This window comes from Paucibacter aquatile (genome assembly GCF_002885975.1).
Classification (GTDB): domain Bacteria; phylum Pseudomonadota; class Gammaproteobacteria; order Burkholderiales; family Burkholderiaceae_C; genus Paucibacter_A; species Paucibacter_A aquatilis.
Window position 1 is genome coordinate 821625 of the sequence record NZ_POSP01000003.1, and the last position, 25834, is coordinate 847458.

Annotated in this window: 23 protein-coding genes and 1 tRNA gene; 6 read left to right on the forward strand and 18 right to left on the reverse strand. The window is 66.4% G+C overall.

Annotated features, from left to right (window positions below):
* Window positions 1-285: 285 nt before the first annotated feature.
* The 4 genes from C1O66_RS06850 to C1O66_RS06865 form a co-directional block, all read right to left on the reverse strand.
* A complete protein-coding gene (locus tag C1O66_RS06850) occupies window positions 286-1245 on the reverse strand; it encodes an LD-carboxypeptidase (protein WP_102767196.1) in 960 nt (319 codons plus the stop codon).
* Window positions 1242-1871, reverse strand: a complete 630-nt coding sequence (gene tadA / locus C1O66_RS06855) for a tRNA adenosine(34) deaminase TadA (protein WP_102767197.1) — start codon at window positions 1869-1871, stop codon at window positions 1242-1244. The genes C1O66_RS06850 and tadA overlap by 4 nt, the downstream gene beginning before the upstream one ends.
* 79 nt (window positions 1872-1950) lie before the next feature.
* Window positions 1951-2199 carry a hypothetical protein gene (locus C1O66_RS06860; RefSeq protein ID WP_102767198.1) on the reverse strand — a complete coding sequence of 83 codons (249 nt, stop codon included), beginning with the start codon at window positions 2197-2199 and terminating at the stop codon, window positions 1951-1953.
* Window positions 2200-2246: 47 nt separating this feature from the next.
* Entirely contained in the window at window positions 2247-4310 is a 2064-nt protein-coding gene (locus C1O66_RS06865; protein WP_102767199.1) for a sigma-54-dependent Fis family transcriptional regulator, read from the reverse strand.
* A gap of 418 nt (window positions 4311-4728) precedes the next feature.
* Between C1O66_RS06865 and exaC the strand changes: the two genes are divergently transcribed.
* Entirely contained in the window at window positions 4729-6249 is a 1521-nt protein-coding gene (gene exaC, locus C1O66_RS06870; RefSeq protein ID WP_102767200.1) for an acetaldehyde dehydrogenase ExaC, read from the forward strand.
* A 98-nt stretch (window positions 6250-6347) separates the two neighbouring features.
* Here the strand turns inward: exaC and guaA are convergent, their stop codons facing one another.
* From guaA to guaB, 3 genes are all read right to left on the reverse strand, one after another.
* The gene (guaA, locus tag C1O66_RS06875) at window positions 6348-7952 is read right to left on the reverse strand and encodes a glutamine-hydrolyzing GMP synthase (RefSeq protein WP_102769510.1); all 1605 of its coding nucleotides are present in this window, start codon (window positions 7950-7952) and stop codon (window positions 6348-6350) included.
* Between the two features lie 34 nt (window positions 7953-7986).
* Window positions 7987-9270 (reverse strand): MFS transporter, encoded by a 1284-nt coding sequence (locus C1O66_RS06880; protein WP_207795913.1) that lies wholly within the window; start codon window positions 9268-9270, stop codon window positions 7987-7989.
* Between the two features lie 158 nt (window positions 9271-9428).
* Window positions 9429-10898, reverse strand: a complete 1470-nt coding sequence (gene guaB, locus C1O66_RS06885; RefSeq protein ID WP_102767201.1) for an IMP dehydrogenase — start codon at window positions 10896-10898, stop codon at window positions 9429-9431.
* 142 nt (window positions 10899-11040) lie between these two features.
* Here guaB and C1O66_RS06890 point away from each other — a divergent pair, with 142 nt between their 5' ends.
* Entirely contained in the window at window positions 11041-11643 is a 603-nt protein-coding gene (locus C1O66_RS06890) for a DUF4124 domain-containing protein (RefSeq protein ID WP_102767202.1), read from the forward strand.
* A 37-nt stretch (window positions 11644-11680) separates the two neighbouring features.
* On the opposite strand, the gene C1O66_RS06895 is transcribed toward C1O66_RS06890, so the two are convergent.
* Together C1O66_RS06895 and C1O66_RS06900 are read right to left on the reverse strand one after the other, a co-directional pair.
* Window positions 11681-12040 carry an RnfH family protein gene (locus tag C1O66_RS06895; protein ID WP_102767203.1) on the reverse strand — a complete coding sequence of 120 codons (360 nt, stop codon included), beginning with the start codon at window positions 12038-12040 and terminating at the stop codon, window positions 11681-11683.
* Entirely contained in the window at window positions 12027-12488 is a 462-nt protein-coding gene (locus tag C1O66_RS06900) for a type II toxin-antitoxin system RatA family toxin (RefSeq protein ID WP_102767204.1), read from the reverse strand. Before C1O66_RS06900 ends, C1O66_RS06895 begins: the two co-directional genes overlap by 14 nt.
* An 83-nt stretch (window positions 12489-12571) precedes the next feature.
* Between C1O66_RS06900 and smpB the strand changes: the two genes are divergently transcribed.
* Complete coding sequence (gene smpB, locus C1O66_RS06905; RefSeq protein ID WP_102767205.1) at window positions 12572-13102, forward strand: SsrA-binding protein SmpB; 531 nt, start codon at window positions 12572-12574, stop codon at window positions 13100-13102.
* Between the two features lie 85 nt (window positions 13103-13187).
* Here smpB and C1O66_RS06910 read toward each other — a convergent pair whose 3' ends face one another.
* The 7 genes from C1O66_RS06910 to C1O66_RS06940 all read right to left on the reverse strand — a co-directional run bounded on the left by C1O66_RS06910 (window position 13188) and on the right by C1O66_RS06940 (window position 21263).
* A complete protein-coding gene (locus C1O66_RS06910) occupies window positions 13188-14408 on the reverse strand; it encodes a PLP-dependent transferase (protein ID WP_102767206.1) in 1221 nt (406 codons plus the stop codon).
* Between the two features lie 78 nt (window positions 14409-14486).
* Window positions 14487-15908, reverse strand: coding sequence for a 30S ribosomal protein S12 methylthiotransferase RimO (gene rimO, locus C1O66_RS06915; RefSeq protein WP_102767207.1), 1422 nt, complete (start codon window positions 15906-15908; stop codon window positions 14487-14489).
* 54 nt (window positions 15909-15962) lie between these two features.
* Complete coding sequence (phaR, locus tag C1O66_RS06920) at window positions 15963-16577, reverse strand: polyhydroxyalkanoate synthesis repressor PhaR (RefSeq protein ID WP_102767208.1); 615 nt, start codon at window positions 16575-16577, stop codon at window positions 15963-15965.
* Window positions 16578-16628: 51 nt separating this feature from the next.
* Window positions 16629-17729: an adenylate/guanylate cyclase domain-containing protein gene (locus C1O66_RS06925; RefSeq protein ID WP_102767209.1), complete on the reverse strand. Its 1101-nt coding sequence runs from the start codon at window positions 17727-17729 to the stop codon at window positions 16629-16631.
* A 230-nt stretch (window positions 17730-17959) separates the two neighbouring features.
* Window positions 17960-18036: transfer RNA gene (locus tag C1O66_RS06930), tRNA-Val, on the reverse strand.
* 63 nt (window positions 18037-18099) lie between these two features.
* Window positions 18100-20382, reverse strand: a complete 2283-nt coding sequence (locus tag C1O66_RS06935) for a RelA/SpoT family protein (protein ID WP_102767210.1) — start codon at window positions 20380-20382, stop codon at window positions 18100-18102.
* Window positions 20379-21263: an alpha/beta fold hydrolase gene (locus C1O66_RS06940; RefSeq protein WP_102767211.1), complete on the reverse strand. Its 885-nt coding sequence runs from the start codon at window positions 21261-21263 to the stop codon at window positions 20379-20381. Before C1O66_RS06940 ends, C1O66_RS06935 begins: the two co-directional genes overlap by 4 nt.
* Before the next feature lie 50 nt (window positions 21264-21313).
* Between C1O66_RS06940 and C1O66_RS06945 the strand changes: the two genes are divergently transcribed.
* The gene (locus C1O66_RS06945) at window positions 21314-22096 is read left to right on the forward strand and encodes a 3-hydroxybutyrate dehydrogenase (RefSeq protein WP_102767212.1); all 783 of its coding nucleotides are present in this window, start codon (window positions 21314-21316) and stop codon (window positions 22094-22096) included.
* A 33-nt stretch (window positions 22097-22129) separates the two neighbouring features.
* On the opposite strand, the gene C1O66_RS06950 is transcribed toward C1O66_RS06945, so the two are convergent.
* Window positions 22130-22867, reverse strand: a complete 738-nt coding sequence (locus C1O66_RS06950; RefSeq protein WP_102767213.1) for an SIMPL domain-containing protein — start codon at window positions 22865-22867, stop codon at window positions 22130-22132.
* 203 nt (window positions 22868-23070) lie between these two features.
* On the opposite strand from C1O66_RS06950, the gene ompR reads away from it, so the two are divergent.
* Together ompR and C1O66_RS06960 are read left to right on the forward strand one after the other, a co-directional pair.
* The gene (gene ompR, locus C1O66_RS06955; protein WP_102767214.1) at window positions 23071-23805 is read left to right on the forward strand and encodes an osmolarity response regulator transcription factor OmpR; all 735 of its coding nucleotides are present in this window, start codon (window positions 23071-23073) and stop codon (window positions 23803-23805) included.
* A gap of 36 nt (window positions 23806-23841) precedes the next feature.
* Window positions 23842-25164: an ATP-binding protein gene (locus C1O66_RS06960; RefSeq protein ID WP_102767215.1), complete on the forward strand. Its 1323-nt coding sequence runs from the start codon at window positions 23842-23844 to the stop codon at window positions 25162-25164.
* A 7-nt stretch (window positions 25165-25171) separates the two neighbouring features.
* Here the strand turns inward: C1O66_RS06960 and ispF are convergent, their stop codons facing one another.
* Entirely contained in the window at window positions 25172-25699 is a 528-nt protein-coding gene (ispF, locus tag C1O66_RS06965) for a 2-C-methyl-D-erythritol 2,4-cyclodiphosphate synthase (RefSeq protein WP_102767216.1), read from the reverse strand.
* Between the last annotated feature and the right edge of the window lie 135 nt (window positions 25700-25834).

Below are 25834 nucleotides of genomic sequence, written 5' to 3' on the forward strand. Positions count from 1 at the left end.
TTACGCTGATTCGATCGTGAGGAAAGGCAAAGTTGTGAAACAAGTACACATCCCGCAGGAATAGCGGTTTGCGCTCGCGACACCGTCTGTCGATTCGCACCACGGCCCTCATCTGGCCCGGGCACAGAGACACGGAACACAGAGACCTAACGGCGAGAGCACAAGGACACGCACCGAGGCCATCACTCTCACTCGAAATGGCTCCGTTTCAGGGGTGCCACTTCATGTCTCGCGCCAGCCGGCACGGACGGCTCTTCCGACGCTAGATGGCTGCCGCTTGGTGACTCAATGCGAATGCGCATGATCCTCATCCGCATGACGGTGTTTGGGATCCCCTTGCCAACCCATCATCACATCGCGGCCTTCCACCACCAGTTCCACCTTGGCGCCAACCGGCAGGCAGACCTTGGTGTCGACATGACCGAAAGGCAGACCCGTGAGGATCGGCGTCTTGGTGCGCGAACGCACCGCTTCAATCGCATGCTTGAGCGTGTAGCCGCGGTCCAGCGGCGACTTCTTCCAGGCGCTGAATTCACCCAGCAGCACGGCCTTCTGCGCGTCCAGCACACCCGCCTGCTGCAGCTGCAGCAGCATGCGCTCGACGCGATAGGGATGCTCGCCCACATCTTCCAAGAAGAGCACGCCGCCCTTGATGCGCGGGAAATGCGGCGTGCCCAGCAGCGAGCTCAGCACACAGAGATTGCCACCCCAGAGCTGGCCCTTGAGGCCCAGGCCGTCAAAGCCCTTCTCGGTGCGGAAGCCCACGGCTTCGAGCAGGCCGTCCATGGCCTCGACGAAGCAGTCCTGGGTCACATCGTCCACGCCGCCCTCGTCCTTGCTGCGGCCGAAATCACCGCAGGCCAAGGGGCCGGCCCAGCTCTGTGCCTTGGCATGGGCCAGCAAACCCATCTGCAGCGCGGTGATGTCGCTGTAACCCACCCAGCGCGTGCCCTGCTCCACGCTGCGCGCCAGCAGCTTCCAATCGATCCGGTCGAGCAAACGGGTCAGTCCGTAGCCGCCGCGGGTGGCCAAGGCCACGCTGGGCGCCGCGCTGGCCACACGATGCAGGGCCGCCAGGCGGGTGGCGTCATCGCCGCCAAATCGCTGATGGCGGGCCAGGGCGTCTTCGTCAACGCTGACCGCAAAGCCCAGCTTCTCCAGGCGCTTGGCCGCGCGCTTGAGTGGTGCGGCATGGGCCAGCACGCCGGCGGGGGTGTAGAGGGTCAGACTCGGGCTTGCGCTCATGGCTGGGATTCCGGTGAGGGTTCAGAAGACGAAGAAAGATCGAGATGGGTCACGTCGCCGGTCGGGATGGCATCGGGCAAATCGCTGTCGCCGGCCACAGCACGCGCGGCGGCGCGGCGCTGCCGGGCGGCGTCACGGCGCTGCGCGAAAAACTCGCGCAGCAGCTTGGACGAGGCCTCGGCCAGCACCCCGCCCTGGATGCAGGTGTGGTGGTTCAGCTGGGGCTGGGCAAACAAGTCCAGCACCGAACCGGCCACGCCGGTCTTGGGATCGTGGGCGGCGAACACCACCCGCTTGAGCCGGGCATGCATCATGGCCATGGCACACATGGCGCAAGGCTCCAGTGTCACAAACAGCTCGCATTCGGGCAGGCGGTAGTTGCCCAGCAAGGTGGCGGCGTGGCGCAAGGCCACGATCTCGGCGTGGGCCGTGGGGTCGTGGGTGGTGATGGGCCGGTTGTAGCCGGTGGCGATCACCTGGCCGGCGCGCATCAGCACCGCGCCGACCGGCACCTCCCCTGCAAGCCAGGCGTTATGGGCCTGATCCAGCGCGATGCGCATGGCGTATTCATCGGCGGCGGAAACCGCAGCGGCGGGCGAGGAAGAGGAGAGGAGGATTTCAGACATGGTCGGCCCGGCGCAGTGTAACAAGCGCCCTGCCCCGCTCCGGGAAATCCCTTGCTCGCCTTGCCAGCGCCGGTGCCACTCAGGGTTGAGCCTCGGAGGCGCGCGCTGCGGCCTGGTCCACCAACTGTTGCAGCTCCTGGCGCACCGCCTCCGGGCGCACGGTGCCGGCCTGCACAGCGCCAGGGGCCGATGAAGCGAGCCCGGCGGCGGATGCTGCTGGGCTGCCCGACGCCGCCGGAGGCTGCAAAGAATGCGCCTGCTGCTTGACCATGAACAAGACCACCGCCAAGGTGATCACCAAACCCAGAATGCTGAACGCTGCGCGCATCGAGAAACCGCCTCCTGCGGAAAACAAAAGCTCCAGAAGCCACCAGCCTAATCGAGCTGCCCATGCAGCCGCGCATTCAGACGCCCATCCAGCCGCGCGTCCAGCCGATCATCCAGCCCCGCCTCGCGCATCTTGCGGTACAGGGTGTTGCGGCTGACACCCAGCCGGCGCGCCGCTTCGCTGCGGTTGCCCTGGGCCAAGGCCAGGGCCTGTTGAACACAGCGGCTGGAGGCCTGGCGCAGGTCCAGCTCTAGCGGCGCCTCCTCCTTCTTCTCCTGCTCCTGCTCCGGCTGGACGTGCTCAGCCCGCGCCAGGGCTTGCAACTCTTCGGCCATGTCGTCGGGCAGGTGGCTCCAGCCAATCTGTGCCTCGTCGGCATCGAGCAGCGCGCAGCAGGTGCGCAGCACATTGGCCAGCTGGCGCAGATTGCCAGGCCAGCGATGGCGGGCGAGCAGCGCCAACACATCGGGCTCTACGCTCACACTGCAGCTCGGCTCCGCCTCGGTCAGCAGGCGCTGCACCAGGGCCGCGAAATCGCTGCGCTCCCGCAGCGGCGGCAGTTGCAGGCTGAGCCCGTTGATGCGGTAGTACAAATCCTCGCGGAAGCGCTGCGCGTCCACCTCCTCGCGCAGGCGCCGGTGGCTGGCGCAGATCAGCGCAAAGTCCACCGCCACCGGCTGCCCACCGCCCAGCGGCGAGACCTGGCGCTCCTGCAAGACCCGCAGCAGCCGCGCCTGCAGCGCCAGCGGCATGTCACCGATCTCATCGAGGAAGAGCGTGCCCCCATGCGCCTGGCGCAGCAGCCCTGGCGCCCCATCCTTGAGCGCCCCGGTGAAGGCACCCGGCCGGTGGCCGAACAGCTCCGCCTCGATCAGATGTTCGGGCAGCGCCGCGCAGTTGATGGCCACAAACGGCCCGGCGCGCCGCGGCCCGCTCTGGTGGCAGGCCCGCGCCAGCAACTCCTTGCCGACACCCGACTCGCCCTGCAAGAGCAAGGCAATCGGCTTGGCCAGCACGCGACGCGCCCGCTCGATCAGCTTGTGCACGGCCGCGTCACCGGTGTCGAGCGCGCTCAGTGCATCCGGGGCTGGCGCAGACGCTGGCGGCGCCGTCGTGAGTAAGGCCGTAGCAGCCGGCGGCGCCACGCGTGGGCGGGGCTGCTGGGGCCGGGCGCCATCGAGCCGCCCGTAGATCAAGCTGCCGTCCACCCGCTGCAGGCGCCGAGGCTGCGAGCCATGCGCTCCATGCACATCGGCCAGCAGCTCCTGCATGCGCAGCCCCAGCGCCGCCTCCACCGTGCAGCGACCGAGGGCACTGGGCGCCAGGCCCAGCCACTCGAGGCCCAGGCCGTTGGCGCCGAGGATGAGGCCGTCATCGGCCAGGGCCAGCAAGCCCTCGGTGACCGTGTCCAGCCCCTCGGGCCGGCTGTGCAGGCGCAGCACCAGGCCGCCGCCGTGACGCGCCACAAAAAGCTGGTGCTCGATCATGCGCGCGGCCGAGCGGGCCAGGCCCAGGGTGTGGGGGTGGTAGCCACGGCGGTCGCCCGAGATGTCCAGCACCCCAAGCAGGGCGCCGCTGGGGTCGACGATGGGCGCAGCGGCGCAAGTCAGGAACCCATTGCGCTCCAGATAATGCTCGGCGCCGTTGATGACGACCGGCCGGCCATCGGCCAGCGCCGTGCCGATCGCATTGGTGCCTCGCCACTGTTCCAGCCAGACGGCGCCGGGCCGCAAGGCCACCCGTGCGGCCTTGTCGGCAAAGCCATCGTCGCCCAACGCGTGCAGCAGCATGCCTTGCGGGTCGGCCAGGATGACCAGGCTGTCGCTGGCCCTCACCTGCTCGGCCACAAACTCCATCACCGGCCGGGCCTGGGCCAGCAAGGCGCGGCGCTGCTCCAGGGCCCGCGCCAGCTGGGCGGCCGACGCATGCGGCACCCCCTGCGGCCGCCCCTCGGGCGCCAGACCATAGGCCCGGCTGCGCTGCCAGCTGGCATGGAGTCGGGCATCGAGCAAGCCGGCGCCCAGCTCGCCGGTTTCCAGCAGCTGCCGGCGCGCCTGTCGCAGGCGGCTGGGCGGCGTGCGCAAGCTCATCAAGGCATTTGCAGCAGTCATCGCGTGTGTCTCCGTGATCGGCCCTTGTGAACGGGCTCTGAATCGGACGCGGCGCAGGTGTTGGCACCCGAGCCGCAGCGCGACCTTAACAGGCTCATGGCGCTTGCCAAGCCCTTGAGCTGGTTTTGCCCGCTTCCAGCACAAGCAGCTGGACTGCTGTGCCATGCCAGGCGGCCACCTGTCCTCTTTCGTGACAGTGGGGCGACACGGTGCGCGGCCAAGCCAGGCGGCCAGCCGTCTCGCCCCGCGCAGCAGCTGCCCCTTGCGCTCAAGTTCCGAGCAAACCAAAGCCTTGGCACGCTCCGTGCAACAAACCCTGCGGCTGGCCTGCTTGCCTCCAACCCCGCAACTCAGCACCTGGGATGGAGAGGGAGCGGGCCCAGACCTTGAGACCCCAACACAACACACGGAGACCGACATGCTTTACGCCAGCCCCAACACCCCCGGCGCCACACTCGCCTACAAAGCGCAGTACGACAACTTCATCGGGGGCCGCTTCGTGCCGCCGGTCAAGGGCGAGTACTTCGACGTCGTCACCCCCATCAGTGGCCAGGTCTACACCCGCGCCGCCCGCTCCACCGCCGAGGACATCGAGCTGGCCCTGGACGCCGCCCATGCCGCCACGGCCCAGTGGGCCGCCACCAATGCCGCCACCCGCGCCAACATCCTGCTCAAGATCGCCGATCGCATCGAGGCCAATCTCGAATTGCTGGCCTATGCCGAGACCGTGGACAACGGCAAGCCCATCCGCGAAACGCTCAATGCCGACATCCCGCTTGCCGCCGACCATTTCCGTTACTTCGCCGGATGCCTGCGCGCGCAGGAAGGCGCGCTGAGCCAGATCGACGACCACACCGTGGCCTACCATTTCCACGAACCGCTGGGCGTGGTCGGGCAAATCATCCCCTGGAACTTTCCCATCCTGATGGCGGCCTGGAAGCTGGCGCCGGCCCTGGGCGCGGGCAACTGCGTGGTGCTCAAGCCGGCGGAATCGACACCGATCAGCATCCTGGTGCTGACCGAGCTGATCGCCGACCTGCTGCCGCCCGGCGTGCTCAACATCGTCAACGGCTATGGCCGCGAGGCCGGCATGCCGCTGGCCACCAGCAAGCGCATTGCCAAGATTGCCTTCACCGGCTCCACCGCCACCGGCCGCGTGATTGCGCAGGCGGCGGCCAGCAACCTGATCCCGGCCACGCTGGAGCTGGGTGGCAAGAGCCCCAATGTCTTCTTCGACGATGTGATGGCGCAGGACGACGCCTTCCTCGACAAAGCGATCGAAGGCCTGGTGCTGTTCGCCTTCAACCAGGGCGAGGTCTGCACCTGCCCGAGCCGGGCGCTGATCCAGGAGTCGATCTACGACCGCTTCATCGAACGCGCACTCAAGCGCGTGGCCGCCATCAAGCAAGGCAGCCCGCTGGACACCGACACCATGATGGGCGCCCAGGCCTCGGCCCTGCAGATGGACAAGATCATGTCCTACCTGGAAGTGGGCAAGCAGGAAGGTGCGCAGCTGCTGATCGGCGGCGGCCGCAAGCAGATGTCGGGCGAGTTGGCAGGCGGCTATTACATCGAGCCCACGCTGTTCAAGGGCACGAACAATATGCGCGTGTTCCGCGAGGAAATCTTCGGCCCCGTGCTGGCCGTGGCCACCTTCAAGGACGAGGCCGAGGCCCTGCAGATCGCCAATGACACGCCTTACGGCCTGGGCGCCGGCGTCTGGACACGCGACGGCAGCCGCGCCTACCGCATGGGCCGCGCCATCCAGGCCGGCCGGGTCTGGACCAATTGCTATCACGCCTATCCGGCGCACGCGGCCTTCGGCGGCTACAAGGAATCCGGCATCGGCCGCGAAACCCACAAGGCCATGCTGGACCATTACCAACAGACCAAGAACCTGCTGGTCAGCTACTCGCCCAATGCTCTTGGCTTCTTCTGAGCCTCCAGCGCCGCTGGCTTGAAACAAAAAAAGGCGGCCTTGCGGGCCGCCTTTTGCTTTCACTCATGGCTTGAACCTGGGGTTCAAGACCTGAGAGATCATTCCCACTCGATCGTTGCCGGCGGCTTGCTGGACACATCGTAGGTGACGCGGTTGATGCCGCGCACTTCGTTGATGATGCGGCCCGAGGTGCGCTTGAGCAGGCTGTAAGGCAGCTCGGCCCAGTCGGCGGTCATGAAGTCGCTGGTCTGCACGGCGCGCAGGGCCACGACGTAGTCATAGGTGCGGCCGTCGCCCATCACGCCCACGCTCTTGACCGGCAAGAACACCGTGAAGGCCTGGCTGGTCAGCTCGTACCAGCTCTTGCCCGTGGCTTCATCCTTGGTATTGCGCAGCTCTTCGATGAAGATGGCGTCGGCACGGCGCAGCAGGTCGGCGTACTCCTTCTTCACCTCGCCCAGGATGCGCACGCCCAGGCCGGGGCCCGGGAAGGGGTGGCGGTAGACCATCTCGGGCGGCAGGCCCAGGGCCACGCCCAGGGCGCGCACCTCGTCCTTGAAGAGCTCGCGCAGGGGCTCCAGCAGCTTCAGGCCCAGTTGCTCGGGCAGGCCACCGACGTTGTGGTGGCTCTTGATGGTGGTGGCCTTCTTGGTCTTGGTGCCACCGCTTTCCACCACATCGGGGTAGATGGTGCCTTGGGCCAGCCACTTGGCGCCTTTGGCGCCGGCATCGGCCGCCTTGAGCTTGGCGGCCTCGGCCTTGAAGACATCGACGAACAGGCCGCCGATGATCTTGCGCTTTTTCTCGGGGTCGGTCACACCGGCCAGCTGGCCCAGGAAGAGCTCGCTGGCGTCCACGCGGATGACCTTGGCGTGCAGCTTGCCGGCGAACATGTCCATGACCATATCGCCTTCGCTCAGGCGCAGCAGGCCGTGGTCCACGAAGACGCAGGTCAGCTGGTCACCGATGGCGCGGTGGATCAGGGCGGCGGCGACCGAGGAATCGACGCCACCGGACAAGCCGAGGATGACTTCTTCATCGCCGACCTGCTCGCGGATCTTGGCCACGGCTTCTTCGATGTAGTCACCCATGATCCAGTCGCCCTTGCAACCGGCGATGTCGCGCACGAAGCGGGTCAGTATTTCCTGGCCCTTGACGGTGTGCGTCACCTCGGGGTGGAACTGCACGGCGTAATAGCCCTTCTCCTCGTTGGCCATGCCGGCGATGGGGCAGCTGGGCGTGGAGGCCATCAGCTTGAAGCCCGGCGGCATGGCGGTGACCTTGTCGCCATGGCTCATCCAGACCTTGAGCATGCCATGACCTTCCAGCGTGGCATGGTCCTGGATGCCGTCCAGCAGCTTGGTGTGGCCATGGGCGCGCACTTCGGCGTATCCGAACTCGCGATGGTCGCTCCACTCGACCTTGCCGCCCAGCTGCACCGCCATGGTCTGCATGCCATAACAGATGCCCAGCACCGGCACGCCCAGGTCCCAGACGGCCTGCGGTGCGCGCAGCTCGTGGTCCTCATAAGTCGAGGCATGGCTGCCCGACAAGATGATGGCCTTGGGCGCGAAGCTGCGGATGAACTCGTCCGAAACATCGTTGGGGTGGATTTCGCAGAACACCGCCGCCTCGCGCACGCGGCGCGCGATCAGCTGGGTCACCTGGGAGCCGAAATCGAGGATCAGGACTTTGTCATGCATGGTCGGGCTTTCACTCTCTGTCTGGATTCTGAATTCAGGGGCCGGCGGGGGCGGCCGGTGCGGCGTCGGCGCCAGGCGCTTGCTGAGGCAGCTGGGCAAAGTGCCGCCAGGCGAAGAACAGGGACAGCGCCTGCAGCGCGGCGCAGAAGTAGAACGGGGCGCCAATGCGCCAATCGCCCTTGGGCAGCTCGCTGACCAGGTAGATCAGGCCCAGGCCCAGCACCGGCGCGATCACAGCCATCAGGCTGTTCAGCGAGGAGATGGCACCCATGGTCTCACCCTGGTTGCGGGCATCGGCGGCATTGGAAATCTGGCTTTGCAAAGCCGGACCGGCGGCATAACTGAGCACACCCACGCCAATGGCCGCATACATCATCCAGCCGGCGCTGGACAGGCCCCAGATGGTGTTGGTCAACACGGCCGAAGCCAGGCCCAGCAGCACCAGGCGCGCGGCCGACACCCGTTTGAGGATGTGTTTGAGCAGCACCCCCTGCACCAGCACCGCCATCACACCGACGGCAAACAGGGACAGGCCGTTGTCCTTGGGTCCCCAGCCGAATTTGTAGGTGGTGTACATGACCCAGCTGCTTTGGAGAATCATCTGCGCCAGGCCGCTAAGCGCCAGCACATAGACCAGGGGGCCCACGCCTTGCAGATCGCGCACACGGCTCAAGGACTTAAAGGGGTTGGCACGGCGCCAGTCAAAGGTGCGGCGGTTCTCGGGCTGCAGCGACTCGGGCAGCACGAAGAAGCCATACATCCAGTTCAGCACCGCCATGCTCCCGGCCACATAGAAAGGCAGGTGCAGATTGATGTCACCGAGCAGGCCACCCAGCACCGGGCCCAGGATGAAGCCCATACCGAAGGCCGCGCCCAGCATGCCGAAGCGCTTGGCGCGCTCGGCCGGCGGCGTGATGTCGGCCACATAGGCATTGGCCACGGCGGCATTGGCCTGCATGGCGCCCGAGAACAGACGCACCACGATCAACATCCACAGCGCATCGGCCATGGCGGTGACGAAGAAGCTCAGCGCCAGGCCCGAGAAGCCGATCAGCATGACGCGGCGGCGGCCGTAGCGGTCCGACAGACCACCCAGAATGGGCGAACCAAAGAAATTGGCAATACCGAAAGCAAAGGCCACAGCCAGCTGCGCCAGGGTGTGCTCGGACGGGTTGTGGGTGAAGGTGCCCACCAGCGGCGGCAGCACGGGGATGATCAGGCCGATGGAGATCATGTCGATCAGCACGGCAATCAGGATGAAGCCCATGCCGGCCGAGCGGCCCTTGCCGCCTGCTGCTTGACCGCTGCCTTCTGTCATCACTCGCTCGCTCAATCGATGTCCTTGCTTGCTAGTTGGCTAGCTCTCGCGGCTTGAAGCCGCATACGAAGAAAGGGGCCGCGGCCCCTTTCTTGAAGTTCACCGGCGCCGGGCCTTGCCCTGAGGCCTTGGCGCCGGCGGCGGGACTTCGACCCGCCTCACTCGGAACGGTAGTTCGGTGCTTCCTTGGTGATCTGCACATCGTGGACATGGCTTTCGCGCATGCCGGCCGAGGTGATCTCCACGAATTCCGCCTTGTTCTGCATGTCGGCAATCGTGGCACAACCGCAGTAGTGCATCGAAGCCTTCAGGCCGCCGGCCATCTGGAAGATGACCTGCACCACCGAACCCTTGTACGGCACCTGACCTTCGATGCCTTCCGGCACCAGCTTGGAGGTGTTGGGGTTGTTGGCCGAGGTGTCCTGGAAGTAGCGATCGGCCGAACCCTTGGCCATCGCACCCATGGAGCCCATGCCGCGGTAGCTCTTGTAGGAGCGGCCCTGGTACAGGATCAGGTCGCCCGGGGCTTCCTCGGTGCCGGCAAAGGCGCCGCCCATCATCACGCAGTCGGCGCCCGCGGCGATGGCCTTGGCCAGGTCGCCCGAGAAGCGCACGCCGCCGTCGGCGATCACCGGCACGCCGGTGCCACGCAGGGCGGTGGCGACGTTGTCGATGGCGGTGATCTGGGGCACGCCCACGCCAGCCACGATGCGGGTGGTGCAGATGGAGCCAGGGCCGATACCAACCTTGACGCCGTCGGCACCGGCTTCCACCAGGGCCAGCGCTGCTGCGCCGGTGGCGATATTGCCGCCGATCACGTCCACGCCGGGGAAGTTCTGCTTGACCCAGCGCACACGCTCCAGCACGCCAGCGCTGTGGCCGTGGGCGGTGTCGACGATCAGGGCGTCCACACCGGCCTTGACCAGCATGGCCACGCGCTCTTCGGTGTCGTCGCCGAAACCGACGGCAGCACCGACGCGCAGCTTGCCTTGGGCATCGCGGGCGGCATTGGGGAAACTGGTCTGCTTGGTGATGTCCTTGACGGTCATCAGGCCGCGCAGCTCGAAGGCGTCGTTGACGACGACCACGCGCTCCAGCTTGTGCTTGTGCATCAAGCCCTTGGCCTCTTCCAGCGACGCGCCTTCCTTGACGGTGACCAGGCGCTCGGCCGGGGTCATCATCTCGCGCACCGCCAGATCCATGCGGGTCTCGAAGCGCACGTCACGGCCGGTGACAATGCCGACGACGCGCTTGCCCTCCAGCACCGGGAAGCCCGAGACGCCGTGTTGGCGCTGCAGCTCCACCACTTCGCGCACCGTGGTCGAGGGGGTGATGGTGAAGGGCTCCAGCACGATGCCCGATTCGTAGCGCTTCACGCGCGCCACTTCGATGGCCTGCTGCTTGGCGCTGAGGTTTTTGTGAACGATGCCGATGCCGCCCTCTTGCGCGATGGCGATGGCCAGACGCGCTTCTGTCACCGTGTCCATGGCCGCAGAGACCAGGGGCAGGTTCAGATGGATATTGCGGGACAGCCGGGTGGCGAGAGAGGTGTCGCGAGGCAACACATGGGAGAACGCTGGCACCAACAAAACATCATCGAAGGTGAGCGCTTTTCCTAAAAGGCGCATGAGGGAAGCTCCAGACGCAAAGCGGCATTATACGGAAGACTGGCACCGCCTTGCCCGCGCCGGGCTGTGACAACCCGAATTTGCGCAAATTGACGCAATTTTGCGAACCCGGTTTCACCAGACCCAGGGCTACACTTTGCCCATGCAAACGCCCCGGTTCGCCCACCACGCCCACCTGTCCCCACGCGCCTCACAAACCCGGCGTCCAGCGTGGGTTCTGGCCCTCTCCACGCTGTGCCTGCTGTGCTGCGCCCTGCCCGCCCACGCGCAATGGAAATGGCGCGATGCCAGTGGCCGCATGCAAATCAGCGATCTGCCACCGCCGAGCGGCACACCCGACAAAGACATCCTGCAGCGCCCGGCCGGCTACAAACCGCCGCCGGTGTTTGTCCTGCCCTATGCCAGCAAGGCGGAAGCCGCCGCCAGCGCCGCCGCTGCAGCCTCGGCCAACGCCCCCAGCAAGGCCGAACTGGATCGACAGGCGCGCCAGCGCGAGCAAGAAAAGCTCGAGAAGCAGCAGGAACGCGAAGCCATCGAAAAACACAAGCAGCAAGAGCGCCGCTACGCCGAGCAAAAGCGCGAGAACTGCAGCCGGGCCCAGGAGAATCTGCGCATGCTGCAGGAAGGCATGCGCATCAGCCGACGCAACGCGCAAGGCGAAAACGTGATCCTTGACGACCGCCAACGGTCCGAAGAAATCCAGCGCACCCGAGCCATCGTGGCCAGCGACTGTGGCGGCAACTGAGGCTCCCAACGAGCAATCAGCCCCCCCTTTCGCGAGATCAACGGCGGGTCTTGCCCGCCAGCGGCCGATGGCGCGAGACGATGCGCTCGCCTCGGTCCTTGTAGCGCTGCCGACGCGCCTCCTTCGGGTCCACGGTCAGGGGCCGGTAGACCTCGATGCGATCCCGATCACGCAAGACTGTGTCTGCCGGCTGCTGCCGCCCCCAGATACCCAGCTTGAACTCCGCCAGCCGCGCCTGCATGGGCTGAAACTCAGCACAGGCTTGCAAGGCTTGGCCCAGGGTGCAACCCAGTGGCAGCCGCAGATCAAGGCGGTGAACGACACCCGCTTGCGGGCTCCAGACCAGCTCCACGGCGATCAAGGCCTGTTGCCCTTCGACCGGCTCAGCGAGGGCCATAGACACTTTCAGCGCGCTGCACAAAGCGATCGACAAAGGTGTTGGCAATGCGGTCGAACACCGGGCTGACCACCGCCTCCAGCGCCGCGCTGGAGAAGGCGTAGCGCAACTCGAACTCGATCTTGCAGGCCACCGCCTCCGGGCTGTCGCTGCCTGGTTTTTGCAGGGGGTGGAAATGCCAGACCCCATCGAGCGAGGAGAAGGGGCCGTCGACCAGGGTCATGCCGACGCTGCGATCCGTCTCGTGGGTGTTGCGGGTGGTGAAGGCGTGGCGCACGCCGGCGTAGGACAGCGACAGGCGGGCCGTCATGGCATCGCCCTGCTGCTCCAGCACCTCGGCGCGCTCGCACCAGGGCAGGAACTCGGGATAGCGCTCGACACCGACCACCAAGTCATACATCTCGCGCGGCGAGTACCAGAGCAGAACAGACTTCCTAACGTGTTTCATAGCGCTTCATACAATGGGGGAATTGTATTGGCGCGCCCAGGCCCGCCCAAGCCGACCCGGCCGCCCACCCACCAGCGAGTTTCATGTCCACTGCTGCCTCTGCCCACCACCACGGTTCACGCCCGCCCCCAAAGGCCAAGCCGGCCGTGTCCAGCGCCCCGATCGCCGAAAACCGCCGAGCCCGTTTTGACTACTTCATCGACGAGCGGCATGAATGCGGCATCGTGCTGGAAGGCTGGGAGGTCAAGGCCATACGCGCCGGACAGGTGCAGCTGACCGATGGCTATGTGCTGATCAAGAACGGCGAGCTGTTCCTGATTGGCTGCCGCATCAACCCGCTGCGCACCGCCTCCACCCATGTCAGCCCCCTGGCCGACCGGACCCGCAAGCTCTTGATGAGCAAGGGCGACATCCGACGCCTGATCGGCAAGGTGGAACAGCGCGGCTTCACCCTGGTGCCACTGAACCTGCACTACAAAGGCAGTTTCGTCAAAGCCGAGATCGGCCTGGCCAAGGGCAAGGCCGAGCACGACAAGCGCGACACCGAGAAAAAGCGCGATTGGGAACGAGAAAAAGGGCAGCTCATGAGACACGCGACAAAGTCGCGGGGCTGAGGCGCGTAGCGACTCGCTGCCCTTTTCGCTAAAAGGGACAGCTGATGCGCCACGCGACCAAGTCGCGCAGCTGAAGCCGCCTCCCTCAGTCTTTCAAGACCTCCAGCGCCTGCGCCAGATCGGCGCGCAAGTCGGCCTCAGCCTCCAGGCCGATGGCAAATCGCACCAGATGCCCTTCGCGGTAGGGCAAGCCCAGCGAACGGCTGCGGCTCATGTTGTAGGGCACGGCCAGACTCATGGGGCCGGCCCACGAGTAGCCGATGCCGAAGAACTGCAGCGCATCGACAAAGGCATCGACCTGGGCCGCGCTGTACCGAGGCTGGAACACCACCGAGAACAAACAAGCCGCCCCGCCACTGCTGACCTCGCGCCAATGCGCATGCCCCGGCGAGCCCGGCAAGGCCGGGTGCAGCACCTGAGCCACCGCTGGCTGGGCCTGCATCCATGCGGCCAGCGCACGCGTGGTCGCATCCTGGGCGCGGTAGCGCAGTTCCAGCGTCGGCAGACTGCGCAGCACCAGCTCCACATCGTTCTGCCCCAGACCGTAGCCCAGGTGCTCGTGCATGTAGTTCATGCGCTCATGCAAGGCCAGGTCGCGGGTACAGACCGAACCCATCAGCACATCGGCGCCACCCGAGGGGTATTTGGTCAGCGCGTGCATGGAGATGTCCACACCCAAGCCCGGCTCGCTGTCCGGCAGCAAATCAAAGGCCTTGAAGGCGACACCCGCGCCCCAGGTGTTGTCCAGCACCGTGGTGATACCCCGCTCACGGCAGACCCGCAGCAGGCCGATCAGATCGGGAAACTCCAGGGTGATGGAGCCCGCCGCTTCCAGCCAGACCAGCTTGGTCCTCTCGCTGATCAGGGCGCTGAAACCCGCCACATCGAGCGGGTCGTAAAAGTGATGCTGGATGCCGAACTGTGGCAGCAGCGATTCGCTCAAGTAACGGTTTTGTCCATAGACATTGTCCGGCACCAGCACCTCGTCGCCCGGCCGCAAAAAGCTCAGCGACACCAGGGTGACGGCCGCCAAACCGCTGGGCACCAGCAGGCAGTGCTCGGCGCCCTCGAGGCCGGCGATACGCGCCCCCAGCGTGTAGCTGGTCGGCGTGCCGTGCAGGCCGTAGCGGTAGCTCTTGCCGTCACGCGGGCGGTATTGGTGCAGATCGGCGGTGTTCTTGAACAGCACCGTGGATGCCTTGAACACACCCACCGGATGCGCAGCCCAGCCCTCGGGCGCCTGGTAGGGATGGTGGATCTGCTGGGTGGCCAATGCGAGGTCTGGGGCGGGGGCGTGTTTGCTCACGAGGGGGTCCTGAAGAGGCGCTGAAGAAAACAAAGCGAGCCGAAGCCCGCTTTGATTCTGACTCAGATCGAACCGGGCTCAGATCGGCATGCCGATCAGGTCATGGCCCTCCACCGCGACGATGCGCGCGCGGGTGAACTCGCCCACCTTGAGCGTCTTGCTGGCCTTCTCCGGCGGCAACAGGCGCACGGTGCCGTCGATCTCGGGCGCATCGGCGTATGTGCGGCCGACACCGCCCTTGCGGCCGAGAGCCGGCGCGGAATCGACCAGCACCTGCATGGTGGCGCCGACACGGGCCCGCAGCTTGTCGATGGACACCGCTTCGGCGATCTGCATGAAGCGTGCACGACGCTCTTCACGCACCTCAAGCGGCAACGCACCGGGCAGCTCATTGGCCGTGGCGCCGGTCACCGGCGAGTAGGCAAAGCAGCCGGCGCGGTCGATGCGGGCCTCGCTCATGAAATCCAGCAGGTACTGGAATTCCTCTTCGGTCTCACCAGGGAAGCCGGCGATGAAGGTCGAGCGGATGACGATGTCCGGGCAGGTTTCGCGCCACCGCAGGATGCGCTCCATATTCTTTTCGCCGCTGGCCGGGCGCTTCATGCGCTTGAGCACATCGGGGTGAGCATGCTGCAGCGGCACATCGAGGTAAGGCAGGATCAAGCTTTCGGCCATCAGCGGCAGCACCTCGTCCACATGCGGATAGGGATAGACATAGTGCAGGCGCACCCAGGCGCCGTACTGCTTGGCCAGCTCGCCCATTTGCGCGACCAGGTCCAGCATGCGGGTCTTGACCGGCTTGCCGTCCCAGAAACCAGTGCGGTACTTGACGTCCACGCCGTAGGCGCTGGTGTCCTGGCTGACCACCAACAACTCCTTGACGCCCGACTCGAACAGCGCCCGCGCCTCGTTCAGCACATCGCCGACCGGGCGCGAGACCAGATCGCCGCGCATGCTCGGAATGATGCAGAAGGTGCAGCGGTGGTTGCAGCCCTCGCTGATCTTCAGATAGGCGTAATGCTTGGGCGTCAGCTTGATGCCGGCAATGCCGCGCGACTCAGGCACCAGATCGATGAAGGGATCGTGCGGCTTGGGCACATGGGTGTGCACCGCATCCATCACCTCTTGCGTGGCATGCGGGCCGGTCACGGCCAGCACGCTGGGATGCATTTCGCGCACCAGGCTGCCGGCATCGCTGCTGCTGGCGCCGGCCTTGGCGCCCAGGCAGCCGGTGACGATGACCTTGCCGTTTTCGGCCAGGGCTTCACCGATGGTGTCCAGGCTTTCCTTGACGGCATCGTCGATGAAGCCGCAGGTGTTGACGATCACCAGGTCGGCGCCGGCAAAGGTCTTGGAGGTTTCATAGCCCTCGGCCCGCAGCTGGGTGAGGATCAGTTCCGAATCGGTCAAGGCCTTGGGGCAACCCAAGGACACAAAGCCGATCTTGGGGGCAGCGCCCGCGGCGACGGCTGCTGGGCTGGGGGTGATGGTTTCGCTCATCCCCGGATTTTGCCTGAGCCCGGCCTTGCAGGCGCCTCCGGGGCGCCAAGCGCCCTACTTCTTGCCGCCAAATCCCGGCATTCCGGGCATGCCTGGCATCACCGGGAACATCGCTCCGGCCTGCTTGAGCTGCTCCTGCATCTGTTCGATCAGGTTCTTGCTCTGTTCGACATAGCCGCCCATCAGGTTCTGCATCACCGGCGCCTGGGCGCCGAGGAACTGGGTCCAGAGCTCGGGGCTGAAAGCCAGGCCCTGGCTTTGCTCGGCGAACTTGCTCTGCAAAGCCGTGAAGGTCTGGACGTTCTTTTCGAGATAGTCGCCCATCACGCCCTGCATGGCATGGCCGTAAAAGCGGATGATCTGCTCCAGCGCATTCGTGCTGAACATGGGCACGCCGCCGGTTTCTTCTTCCAGAATGATCTGCAGCAGGATGCTGCGGGTCAGGTCTTCGGCGGTCTTGGCGTCGCGCACCTCGAAGGCCTGGCCGTCCAGCACCATCTTCTTCACATCGGCCAGAGTGATGTAGCTGCTGGTCTGGGTGTCGTAGAGACGGCGGTTGGGGTATTTCTTGAGCACGCGCACGGCGGGCGCTTGCGCTTCGCGCTCGCCGCCGGCCTCGGGAGCCGAGCCGGCTGCTGCTGTCTTGCTGCCTCTGCGGGCCGTCACCATGAATGCTCCTTGTCCGACCGGCACAGGGTGTTGTGCAGGTGCAGCAATATTCTAGGAGCCCGCGCGACGTGCTCCGGCGGGGATTTCCCCCGTAAGCGGCCCGGCCGCCGCCACCGCCGACAAATCCAGGCGCATGCGGCTCATGCTGACCAGGGTTTGGTCGGCATCGGCCGCGTGACAAGGCAGCGGCGCCAGCAGACGCAGGCTCAAGGCATTGGCCACATCGATGCGGCAACCGACACGGACCGGCACGTCGCGGCCCTTGGGTGCCGGCTGGCCATCGACCAAGGTGGCACTGTCGGACAAGGCCCGCAAGACCATGCCCTGGGCGCCGCGGCGCAGTTCGAAATGCCAGCGGCTGATCTGCAGCGCCTGCATGGGATCGGCATGCGAGAGCACCACATCATTGGCCGGCACACCCTCATGTTCGCGCAGGCGGCCGAAGCTGATGATGTCCAGCAAGGGCAAGGCCTGTGCTTCCTTGGCATCTCCGATCAGGACATGGGTCGGGAACTGGCTGCGATCGCGCCAATCAAAGGCCATCAGCTCGACCGCCGCCGCCACATCCTTGAGCAGCACCGGCGCCAGCGGCCGGCATTGCACGCGCCAGGCGGCCGGCAACTCTTGAAAGGCCTCGCGGCTCAGGCGCACCTCACCGGGCTCGGCCGAGGCCACCACGCGCGCGCAGAAATTGACGGCATCACCAGACACCGACTGCCCATCGCTGAGCACCCGCCCCCAGTGCAGACCCATGCGCAGCTGCAACTGATGCGAGCGCGCGCGGCTGAGGTTTTGTTCGCTGAGCTGCACCTGCACTTGCTGGATGGCCCGCAGCGCGCGGCCGCAGTCCTCAAAAACCACAAAGGCGCCGTCCCCGGCGGTGTCGACGATGCGCCCATCGTGGGCCAGGACTGCCGCCTCCAGAAGGTCCAGATGCAACTGTTGCAGCTGCCGCCCGGCGGCATCGCCGAAACGCTGGAAATACGAGGTGGAGCCCACCATGTCCGAAAACAGCAGCACCAGGCAGCGCTCGAAGCGCCGCTTCAACTCCTGCTCCAGCTGCGCCTGCAGACGGATGATGTCCTTCAAGCTCAGCTGATCGAGCTGGGCAAAGCAGGAGGGAGTGACAAAAGCACTGTCAGAAGCACTCATCGGTCGGGCTCAAAAACGCGGGGACATCCATGACGATGGCCGCATTGGAGCACAGGAGCAGAACATGGCTGCGGCACTGCACGCTTCGTTACATCCGCGCCGCCAGCACCGCCCTCCAAGCCGGGCAACACAAACCGACCCGAAAAGCAAAAAACCCGGGAGATCTGTGATCTACCGGGTTTCTGCTTCAACGTTACTTGAGTAACGCCTACCGTCTTACTTACGTATTTTGGTAGGCGCGATTGGACTCGAACCAACGACCCCCACCATGTCAAGGTGGTGCTCTAACCAGCTGAGCTACGCGCCTCAAGAGCTTCGCAGTATAGAACAGATTTTTAGGGTCTGTCTAGTCTTTGCGAATATTTCTTCATTATTTTCTTCGCGCGCCCCTCACGCCGCTGACCTGGGCCACGCTGCGCAGCACCTGGGACAGGCGGCCGGAGTCGGCCACCTCGACGGTGAAGTTCATCCAGGCCGTGTCGCTGCGCGCCGATCTGACCGACTGCGTGTTGACGGCGATGACATTCATCTTCTCCTTGGCGAAGACTTCCAGCACATCGCGCAGCAAGCCCTGGCGGTCGTTGGACTCGACCACCACATCAACCGGGTACAGGGCCGGGCCCTTGGCGCCGCTTCCGGCCGCAGCCGCCCCACCCCACTCGACCTCGATCACCCGCTCGCCGGCCTGCTGGGCCATCTGGCGGAAGTTGCTGCAGTCCAGGCGGTGGATGGCCACGCCCTTGCCGCGGGTGACATAACCCCCGATGGCGTCCGGCGGCGCCGGCCGGCAGCAGCGCGCCAGATTGGTCAGCAAGGAATCGACGCCCACGACCAGCACGCCGCCGCGCGGGCCGCTGCGGGTGGGCTTGGTGCGGCGCTGGGCCAGCAGCTCGTCGTTGTCGGGCTCGGGGGCGGGCGGGCGCAGGAGCTGCTCGATATTGCGCAGCGAATACTCATCCTTGCCCACTACCTCGAACAAGGCCTCGGCACTCTTGAAGCCCAGGCGCGCGGCCAGGTCCTCCAGCTTGACCGCCGTCTTGCCCTCGCGCTGCAGCAGCTTTTCCACCGCCTCGCGGCCACGCGCCGCCGTCTGCGCCTGGGCCAATGCGTTGAACCAGGCGCGCACCTTGGCGCGCGAACGCTGGCTTTGCAGATAGCCCAGCTCGGGATTGAGCCAGTCCAGCGAGGGACCGCCCTCCTTGGCCGCGGTGATCTCCACGGTCTGCCCGCTTTGCAGCGGCGTGTTCAGCTGCACCATGGCACCGTCGACCTTGGCGCCGCGGCAGCGGTGGCCCAGATCGGTGTGCACGGCGTAGGCAAAATCCACCGGTGTCGCGCCCGCGCTCAGCTCGATGATGGTGGCCTGCGGCGTGAACACATAGATGCGATCGTCGAACAAGGCCTGTCCGCCGCCGGCCTCGGCCGGGGCCTCGTCCTTATGGCCTTCGACGAAATCGCGCTCCCAAGCCAGCAGCTGGCGCAGCACCGCCTTGCGGGCCTGCGCCACCTGGTCCTCGAACTCGCCCGCCGCGCTGACGCCGGCATAGCCGCGCGCCCCCGCCTCCTTGTAGGCCCAATGCGCGGCCACGCCATGCTCGGCATGCTCGTGCATGGCCTGCGTGCGGATCTGCACCTCCATGGCCCGGCCGTCGGCACCCTGCACCACGGTGTGCAGCGACTGATAGCCATTGGGCTTGGGCCGGGCGATGTAATCGTCAAACTCACCGGCCACCGGCGTGAACTGCTCGTGCAAACGGCTCAGCACGGCATAGCAATCGGCCACGGTCGGCACCACCACGCGCAGGGCGCGCAGATCGAACACGCGCTCCAGCTGCAGGCTCTTGCCCTGCATCTTCTTGTAGATGCTGTAGAGGTGCTTGGGCCGGCCCTGCACCTGCGCCTGCAGGCCATGGGCTTGCAGATCGGCCTGCAGGGCGGCACGGGTGGCCTCGATGCCTTGCTCGCGCAGCACCCGGGTTTCATCCAGAGCCCGCGCAATTTCGCGGTAAGCCTCGGGCTGGGAGAAGCGGAAAGACAAGTCCTCCAGCTCCCATTTGATCTGCCAGATGCCCAGGCGATTGGCCAGGGGCGCGAACACCTGCTGGGTCTCCTGCGCCAGGCTGGCCGGGCAAGGCCGCTTGGAGGCAGCAAAGTAGCGCAGGGTTTGCAGACGCGAGGCCAGGCGCAGCAGCACCACGCGCAGATCGCGCGAGAAGGCCAGCAGCATCTTGCGCACCCGCTCGGTCTGTTCGCCGCGGCGCTCGTCCTCCACCCGCGCCTCACGCGCCGCGCGCTGGATCTGCACCAGGCGCCGGGTGTGCAGCACCAGGCTGGCATAGGACTCGCCGAAAGCCTTGGCGACAATCTCTTCGGGCTTGTGCAGGTACTCACCGGCATAGACCAGGTAGGAGGCCGCCTGCATGGTCGGCGCCGCGCCGATGCCGGCCAGGATGGCGGCCACGCCATCGGCATGGGCCAGGGCATCCTCACCGGTGTCCAGCGGCTGGCCGGCCAGCAAGGGCTCGGCAAAAGCGCGTGCGCGGGCAAAGGGCAAGGCCTCGGAGGGCAAGCCACCCTCGGGCGTGTCCAGCAAAGCCACGATGGGCGCCGCCTGAGCCAGGGCCGGCGCCTGGGTCGTCAAACCAGTTTTCATGCCGCCTCGAGAAAGTCCCGCACCCGCGCGATTTGATCGGGCTGCACCAGGGTCGGTGCATGGCCCACGCCGGCGAACTCATGCAGCTGAGCGCGCGGGCCGCGCTGGGTCATGGCCTGCGCCGTCTCGGCGCTCAGCAAATCCGACGTCGCGCCGCGCAGCAGCAGCGTCGGGCAGCGCAGGGCGTCGTAGGCATACCAGAGCGCCGCCGAGCCTGCCTGGGCCAGCTCGGGCGTCACGGCATGGAAGGACTGGGCGATCTGCGGGTCGTAGTGCAGCTTGAAGCCTTCGCCCTCGGGCTTGAACATGGGCGCGGACAAGCGCGCCCATTGCTCGGGCGTGTGCGGGCCGAAGCTCTCCGAAATACTCCAGAGGTAGGCCGTGCCCTCTTCCACGCTGGAGAAACGCCGGGGCTGGCCGAGGTAGCTGCCAATGCGCTGCAAGGCATCGAACTGGATGCTCGGCCCCACATCGTTGAGCACCAGGTGGCGCACCGGGCTGCCGGGCAAGGCAGCCAGGCCCATGCCGATCAGGCCGCCCATGGAGGTGCCCACCCAATCGACCTGCTCGACATCGAGCCGGGCCAGCAAGGTCACCATATCGGCAACATAGGCCTGCACCTGGTAGCCGGCCGCCTGGGCCAGCCAGTCCGAACGACCGCGGCCCACCACATCGGGGCAGATGACACGGTAGCGCGCGCTCAGGACCTCGGCCAAGGCATCGAAATCCCGCCCCTGGCGCGACAGGCCGTGCACACAGACCAGCACCGGCGCCTTCTCGCCCGCCGGCAGGGCAGCACGGCAGGGCCACTCCCAATAGGCCATGCGGTGCAGACCGCCCTGCCCCAGGCATTTCACGAAATTCAGTTGTGGTTCGGCCATGATTGAGATCCTTATAAAGTCCATCCTAGCAACCCTCGAAAGGATTCCCGATGCTTCAAGGCAAATGCGCCGTGATTACTGGCTCCACCAGCGGTATTGGTTTGGGCATGGCGCTGGTTCTGGCGCGCCAGGGCGCGAACATCGTGCTGAACGGATTTGGCGACCATGAAGGCCCGCGCACCGAGGTGCTGGCCGCCGACCAGGCCAACGGCATCCGCGTCGGCTACCACGGCGCCGACATGAGCAAGCCGGCCGAGATCGAGGCCATGATGGCCTATGCCGATCAAGAGTTCGGCGGCTGCGACATTTTGGTCAACAACGCGGGCATCCAGCATGTGGCGCCGGTCGAGAGCTTCCCGGTCGAGCGCTGGGACGCCATCATCGCCATCAACCTCAGCTCGGCCTTCCACACCACCCGCCTGGCCCTGCCAGGCATGAAGCGCAAAGGCTGGGGCCGCATCATCAATGTGGCCTCGGTGCACGGCCTGGTGGCCTCGGCGCAGAAATCAGCCTACGTCGCGGCCAAGCATGGCCTGGTGGGCTTCACCAAATCGGTGGCCCTGGAGATCGCCACCAGCGGCGTGACGGCCAATGCCATCTGCCCCGGCTGGGTGCTGACCCCGCTGGTGCAAAAGCAGGTGGACGCCCGCGCGCTGGCGGACGGTGTGGACGGCGAAGAAGCCAAGCGCCGCCTGCTGGCAGAAAAGCAGCCCTCGCTGCAGTTCACCACGCCCGAGCAGCTGGGCGAGCTGGCCGCTTTCTTGTGCTCGAACGCGGCCAGCAATGTGCAAGGCCAGGCCTGGAGTCTGGACGGCGGCTGGACGGCGCAGTAAGCCTCAGGCCCCGGCGCCCGCCCAGCCCGGCGCTCAGCGGTTCACCGCCTCGCGCACCAGCAGCACCGAGCCATTGACCGTGGCGCTGACCGTGGCCTGGCCGGCCTCGGTCGGCAGGGCCATCTCGGCCGAAGCGGCCATGGCCTTGAAGCGCATCTGCGGCGCGGCCATGGGTTGGGCGCCGTTGGCATCGGTGTTGACATTGACCTCGCCGAGCTGGAAGCCGGGGTAGCCAAACTGCTTGGCGTAATCGGCGGCGCGGGTCTTGTACAGCGCAATGGCCTGGGCCACCACGTCCGACTCGACCTTCTCGCGCTGCGCCTTGGACAGGCTGTAGCCCACCCGCGCAATGCTCATGCTGCTGATGCGGCCGGTCAGCTGGGCGATGGCCGCACTGTCGCGGCCTTCCACCACCAGCTCGGCACTGCCCTGCCAGCCATTGATGCCGCCCTTGGGGGTGTAGCGCGGGTAGAGCGAGAAGTTGCCGGTCTGCACCTCGACCAGGCCCGGCTTGGCGATCTTGCGCGCCTCGGCCAGGGCGCTGTCCAGGGCCTGCTTGAGCGCCTGCTGCACGGCGGCGGCATCGCTGCCCTCCTTGCTGGTGCTGAAGACCACGCCCAGCACATCGCGGGTCACCTCGACGCTGGCCGTGGCCGAGAGGTTGAGGCGGTCGCGCGGCAGCTGGTCGCCCGGGGCGGCCTGGGCCCCGGCTTGCAACAGCAAGCCACCCAGGGCGGCGGCGACGATCTTGCGGGTCTTTGAGTTCTTCATGAGACAGGTTCTCCTTGGAAAAGGCTTAGGAAAGCCGGAACAGCTTAGCGGCTGCCACTTAGCTGGTCACAACGCTGGAGCTTGCAAGTTGGATGTCTAAAAAATTGTTAACCAGCTGTAACGCTGGCCGCAGCGCGGCGGCAAAGGCAAAAAACCGGCTGACAATGGCTCTGTTACAAATTCAGAGCTCCCAGGACTTGGCCATGACCAGCACCAGCACCTCCCGGCCCAACCGCATCTTGGTCGTCGACGACGACGCCCGCATCCGCGACCTGCTGCGTCGCTACCTGACGCAAGAAGGCTTTGAAGTCCTGCTGGCCGAAGACAGCCGCTCGCTCAACAAGCACCTGACCCGCGAAACCGTGGACCTGATGGTGCTGGACCTGATGTTGCCCGGCGAAGATGGCCTGACCATCTGCCGTCGCCTGCGTGCCGCCAGCGACAACACCCCCATCATCATGCTGACCGCCAAGGTCGAAGAGGTGGACCGCATCGTCGGCCTCGAAGTCGGCGCCGATGACTACCTGGCCAAGCCCTTCAACCCGCGCGAGCTGCTGGCCCGCATCAATGCCGTGCTGCGCCGCCGCCCGGCGCTGGAAGCCCCCGGCGCGCCCTCGAAGGAGCCGATGACGGTGACCTTCGGCCCCTTCGAGTTCGACCTGGCCCAGCGCCGCCTGGCCCGCGACGGCGAGGTGCTGCCCCTGACCACGGGCGAATTCTCCATGCTCAAGGCCCTGGTGCGCCACCCGCGCCAGCCGCTCTCGCGCGACAAGCTGGCCCAGCTGGCCCGCGGCCGCGATTTCGAGCCCTTCGACCGCAGCCTCGATGTGCAGATCTCGCGCCTGCGCAAGCTGCTGGAAACCGACCCGACCCAGCCGCGCTACATCCAGACTGTCTGGGGTGTGGGTTATGTCTTCGTGCCCGATGAAGCGAACTGATGGCCTGACGCATTGACCGCCCAGCGACCGGACCACATGCCCAAACCAGAGTTCGCTCTGAACCTCTTCTGGCGCACCTTTGCCCTGCTGGCCCTGCTGCTGGCCGGCGGCGTGCTGGCCTGGCAACAGACCTTCAAGGTGCTGGAGGCCGAGCCTCGTGCGCTGCAGGCCGCGCAGCAGCTGGCCGGCCTGGTCAACCTCAGCCGTGTGGCGCTCGAAGGCAGCGATGCCATCAACCGCGTCACCACGCTCAAGTCCCTGGCCCGCAGCAACACCGTGCAGGTGCGCGTGGCCGAGGACAGCGACCACTGGCAGCCCTACGACATCAACACGTTCGCCCGCCGACTGGTGACCGAACTGCGCCAGAACCTGGGCCAGGATACGGTGGTGGCGCGCAGCGTCAACGACGATGAAGGCCTGTGGGTGCGCTTCAGCATCGGCCCCGATGCCTACTGGCTCAAGACCAGCGCGGCGCCGGTCTCGGTGAGCCTCTCGGGCAAGGGCTGGTGGCTGGTGATTGCCTTGATAGCCAGCGTGCTCGGCTCGGCGGCCATCACCCGCTTGATCAATCAGCCCCTGCGCGCGCTCAGCGAGGCGGCCCACCGCATCCGCGAGGGCGAGTACGACTCGCGCCTGGACGAAACCACCCGCACCAGCGAGATCCGCGATGTCAACACCGGCTTCAACCGCATGGCGCGCGAGCTGGCCAAGGTCGAGGAAGACCGGGCGGTGATGCTGGCCGGCATCTCGCACGACCTGCGCACGCCCCTGGCCCGCCTGCGCCTGGAGGCCGAGATGAGCGTGCCCGATGAGCAGGCACGCCAATTCATGGCCCAGGACATCGACCAGCTCGACGCCATCATTCACAAGTTCATGGACTACGCCCGCCCCAACGAGCTGCGGCGCGAGCCCCTGGAGCTGGCCGCGGTGGTGGAGCGCGAGGCCCAGGCCTTCCGCTGGCCCGACCAGATCCGCATCGCCGTAGCCCTGCCCTCGGGCACCAAGGTCTGGGCCGACGAAACCGAGCTGGCGCGCGTGCTGCTCAATCTGTTCGAGAACGCACGCCGCTACGGCCACGCGCCCGATGTGCCAGCCCTGGTGGAAGTGACCTGCACACAGAACGGCCCCTGGGTCACCCTGCAGGTGCGTGACCACGGCCCCGGTGTACCGGCCGACATGCTGGCCCGGCTGACCACGCCTTTCTTCCGCGGCGACGCGGCGCGCACGGCGGCCAACGGCGCCGGCCTGGGCCTGGCCATCGTCGAAAAATCAGTGCTGCGCCTGGGCGGGCAGCTGCGCATCGGCAATGCCGTGGACGGCGGGCTGCAGACCCTGATTCGCCTGCAGCGCGCGAACTAAAACCCCGTCAAGCCAAGGCCGCCAGCAGGCAGACCGCCCGCGTCTCGATCGCCTTGCCCTCACCCACCGGGCCCATTTTCTCGGCCGTCTTGGCCTTCACATTGACGCGCGCCAGCTCGACGCCCAGCACCTCGGCCAGGCGGCTGCGCATGGCCAGGATGTGCGGCGACATCTTGGGCGCTTGCGCGACGATGGTGCTGTCCAGGTTGACGATCTGCCAGCCGGCAGCGCGCACCTGGCGGTAGGCCTCGGCCAGCAGCACCATGGAGTCGGCGCCCTTGAACTCGGCCGCGGTGTCGGGGAAGAGCTTGCCGATATCGCCCAGGGCGGCCGCGCCCAGCAAGGCGTCGGTGATGGCATGGGCCAGGGCATCGGCATCCGAGTGGCCCAGCAGGCCATGGCTGTGTGGGATGGTCACGCCGCCCAGCACCAGGGGCCGGCCTTCGACCAGGGCATGGGTGTCCCAGCCTTCACCGATGCGCAGCGGCGGCAGCAAAGAGGCGGAGGACGATGTGGCGGCAGCATTCAGGGACATGACGAGTGGGCGCAAGGCCGGCAAAGAGTTCCAATGCGGGGGAGCTTAGCGCATCACTTCCGCCATGCTGCCCTCGGCCCGCCGCGGATTCGGCTGGCGCCGCGTCTGAACGCGCTATCGTTCGCCCCGGCGCCA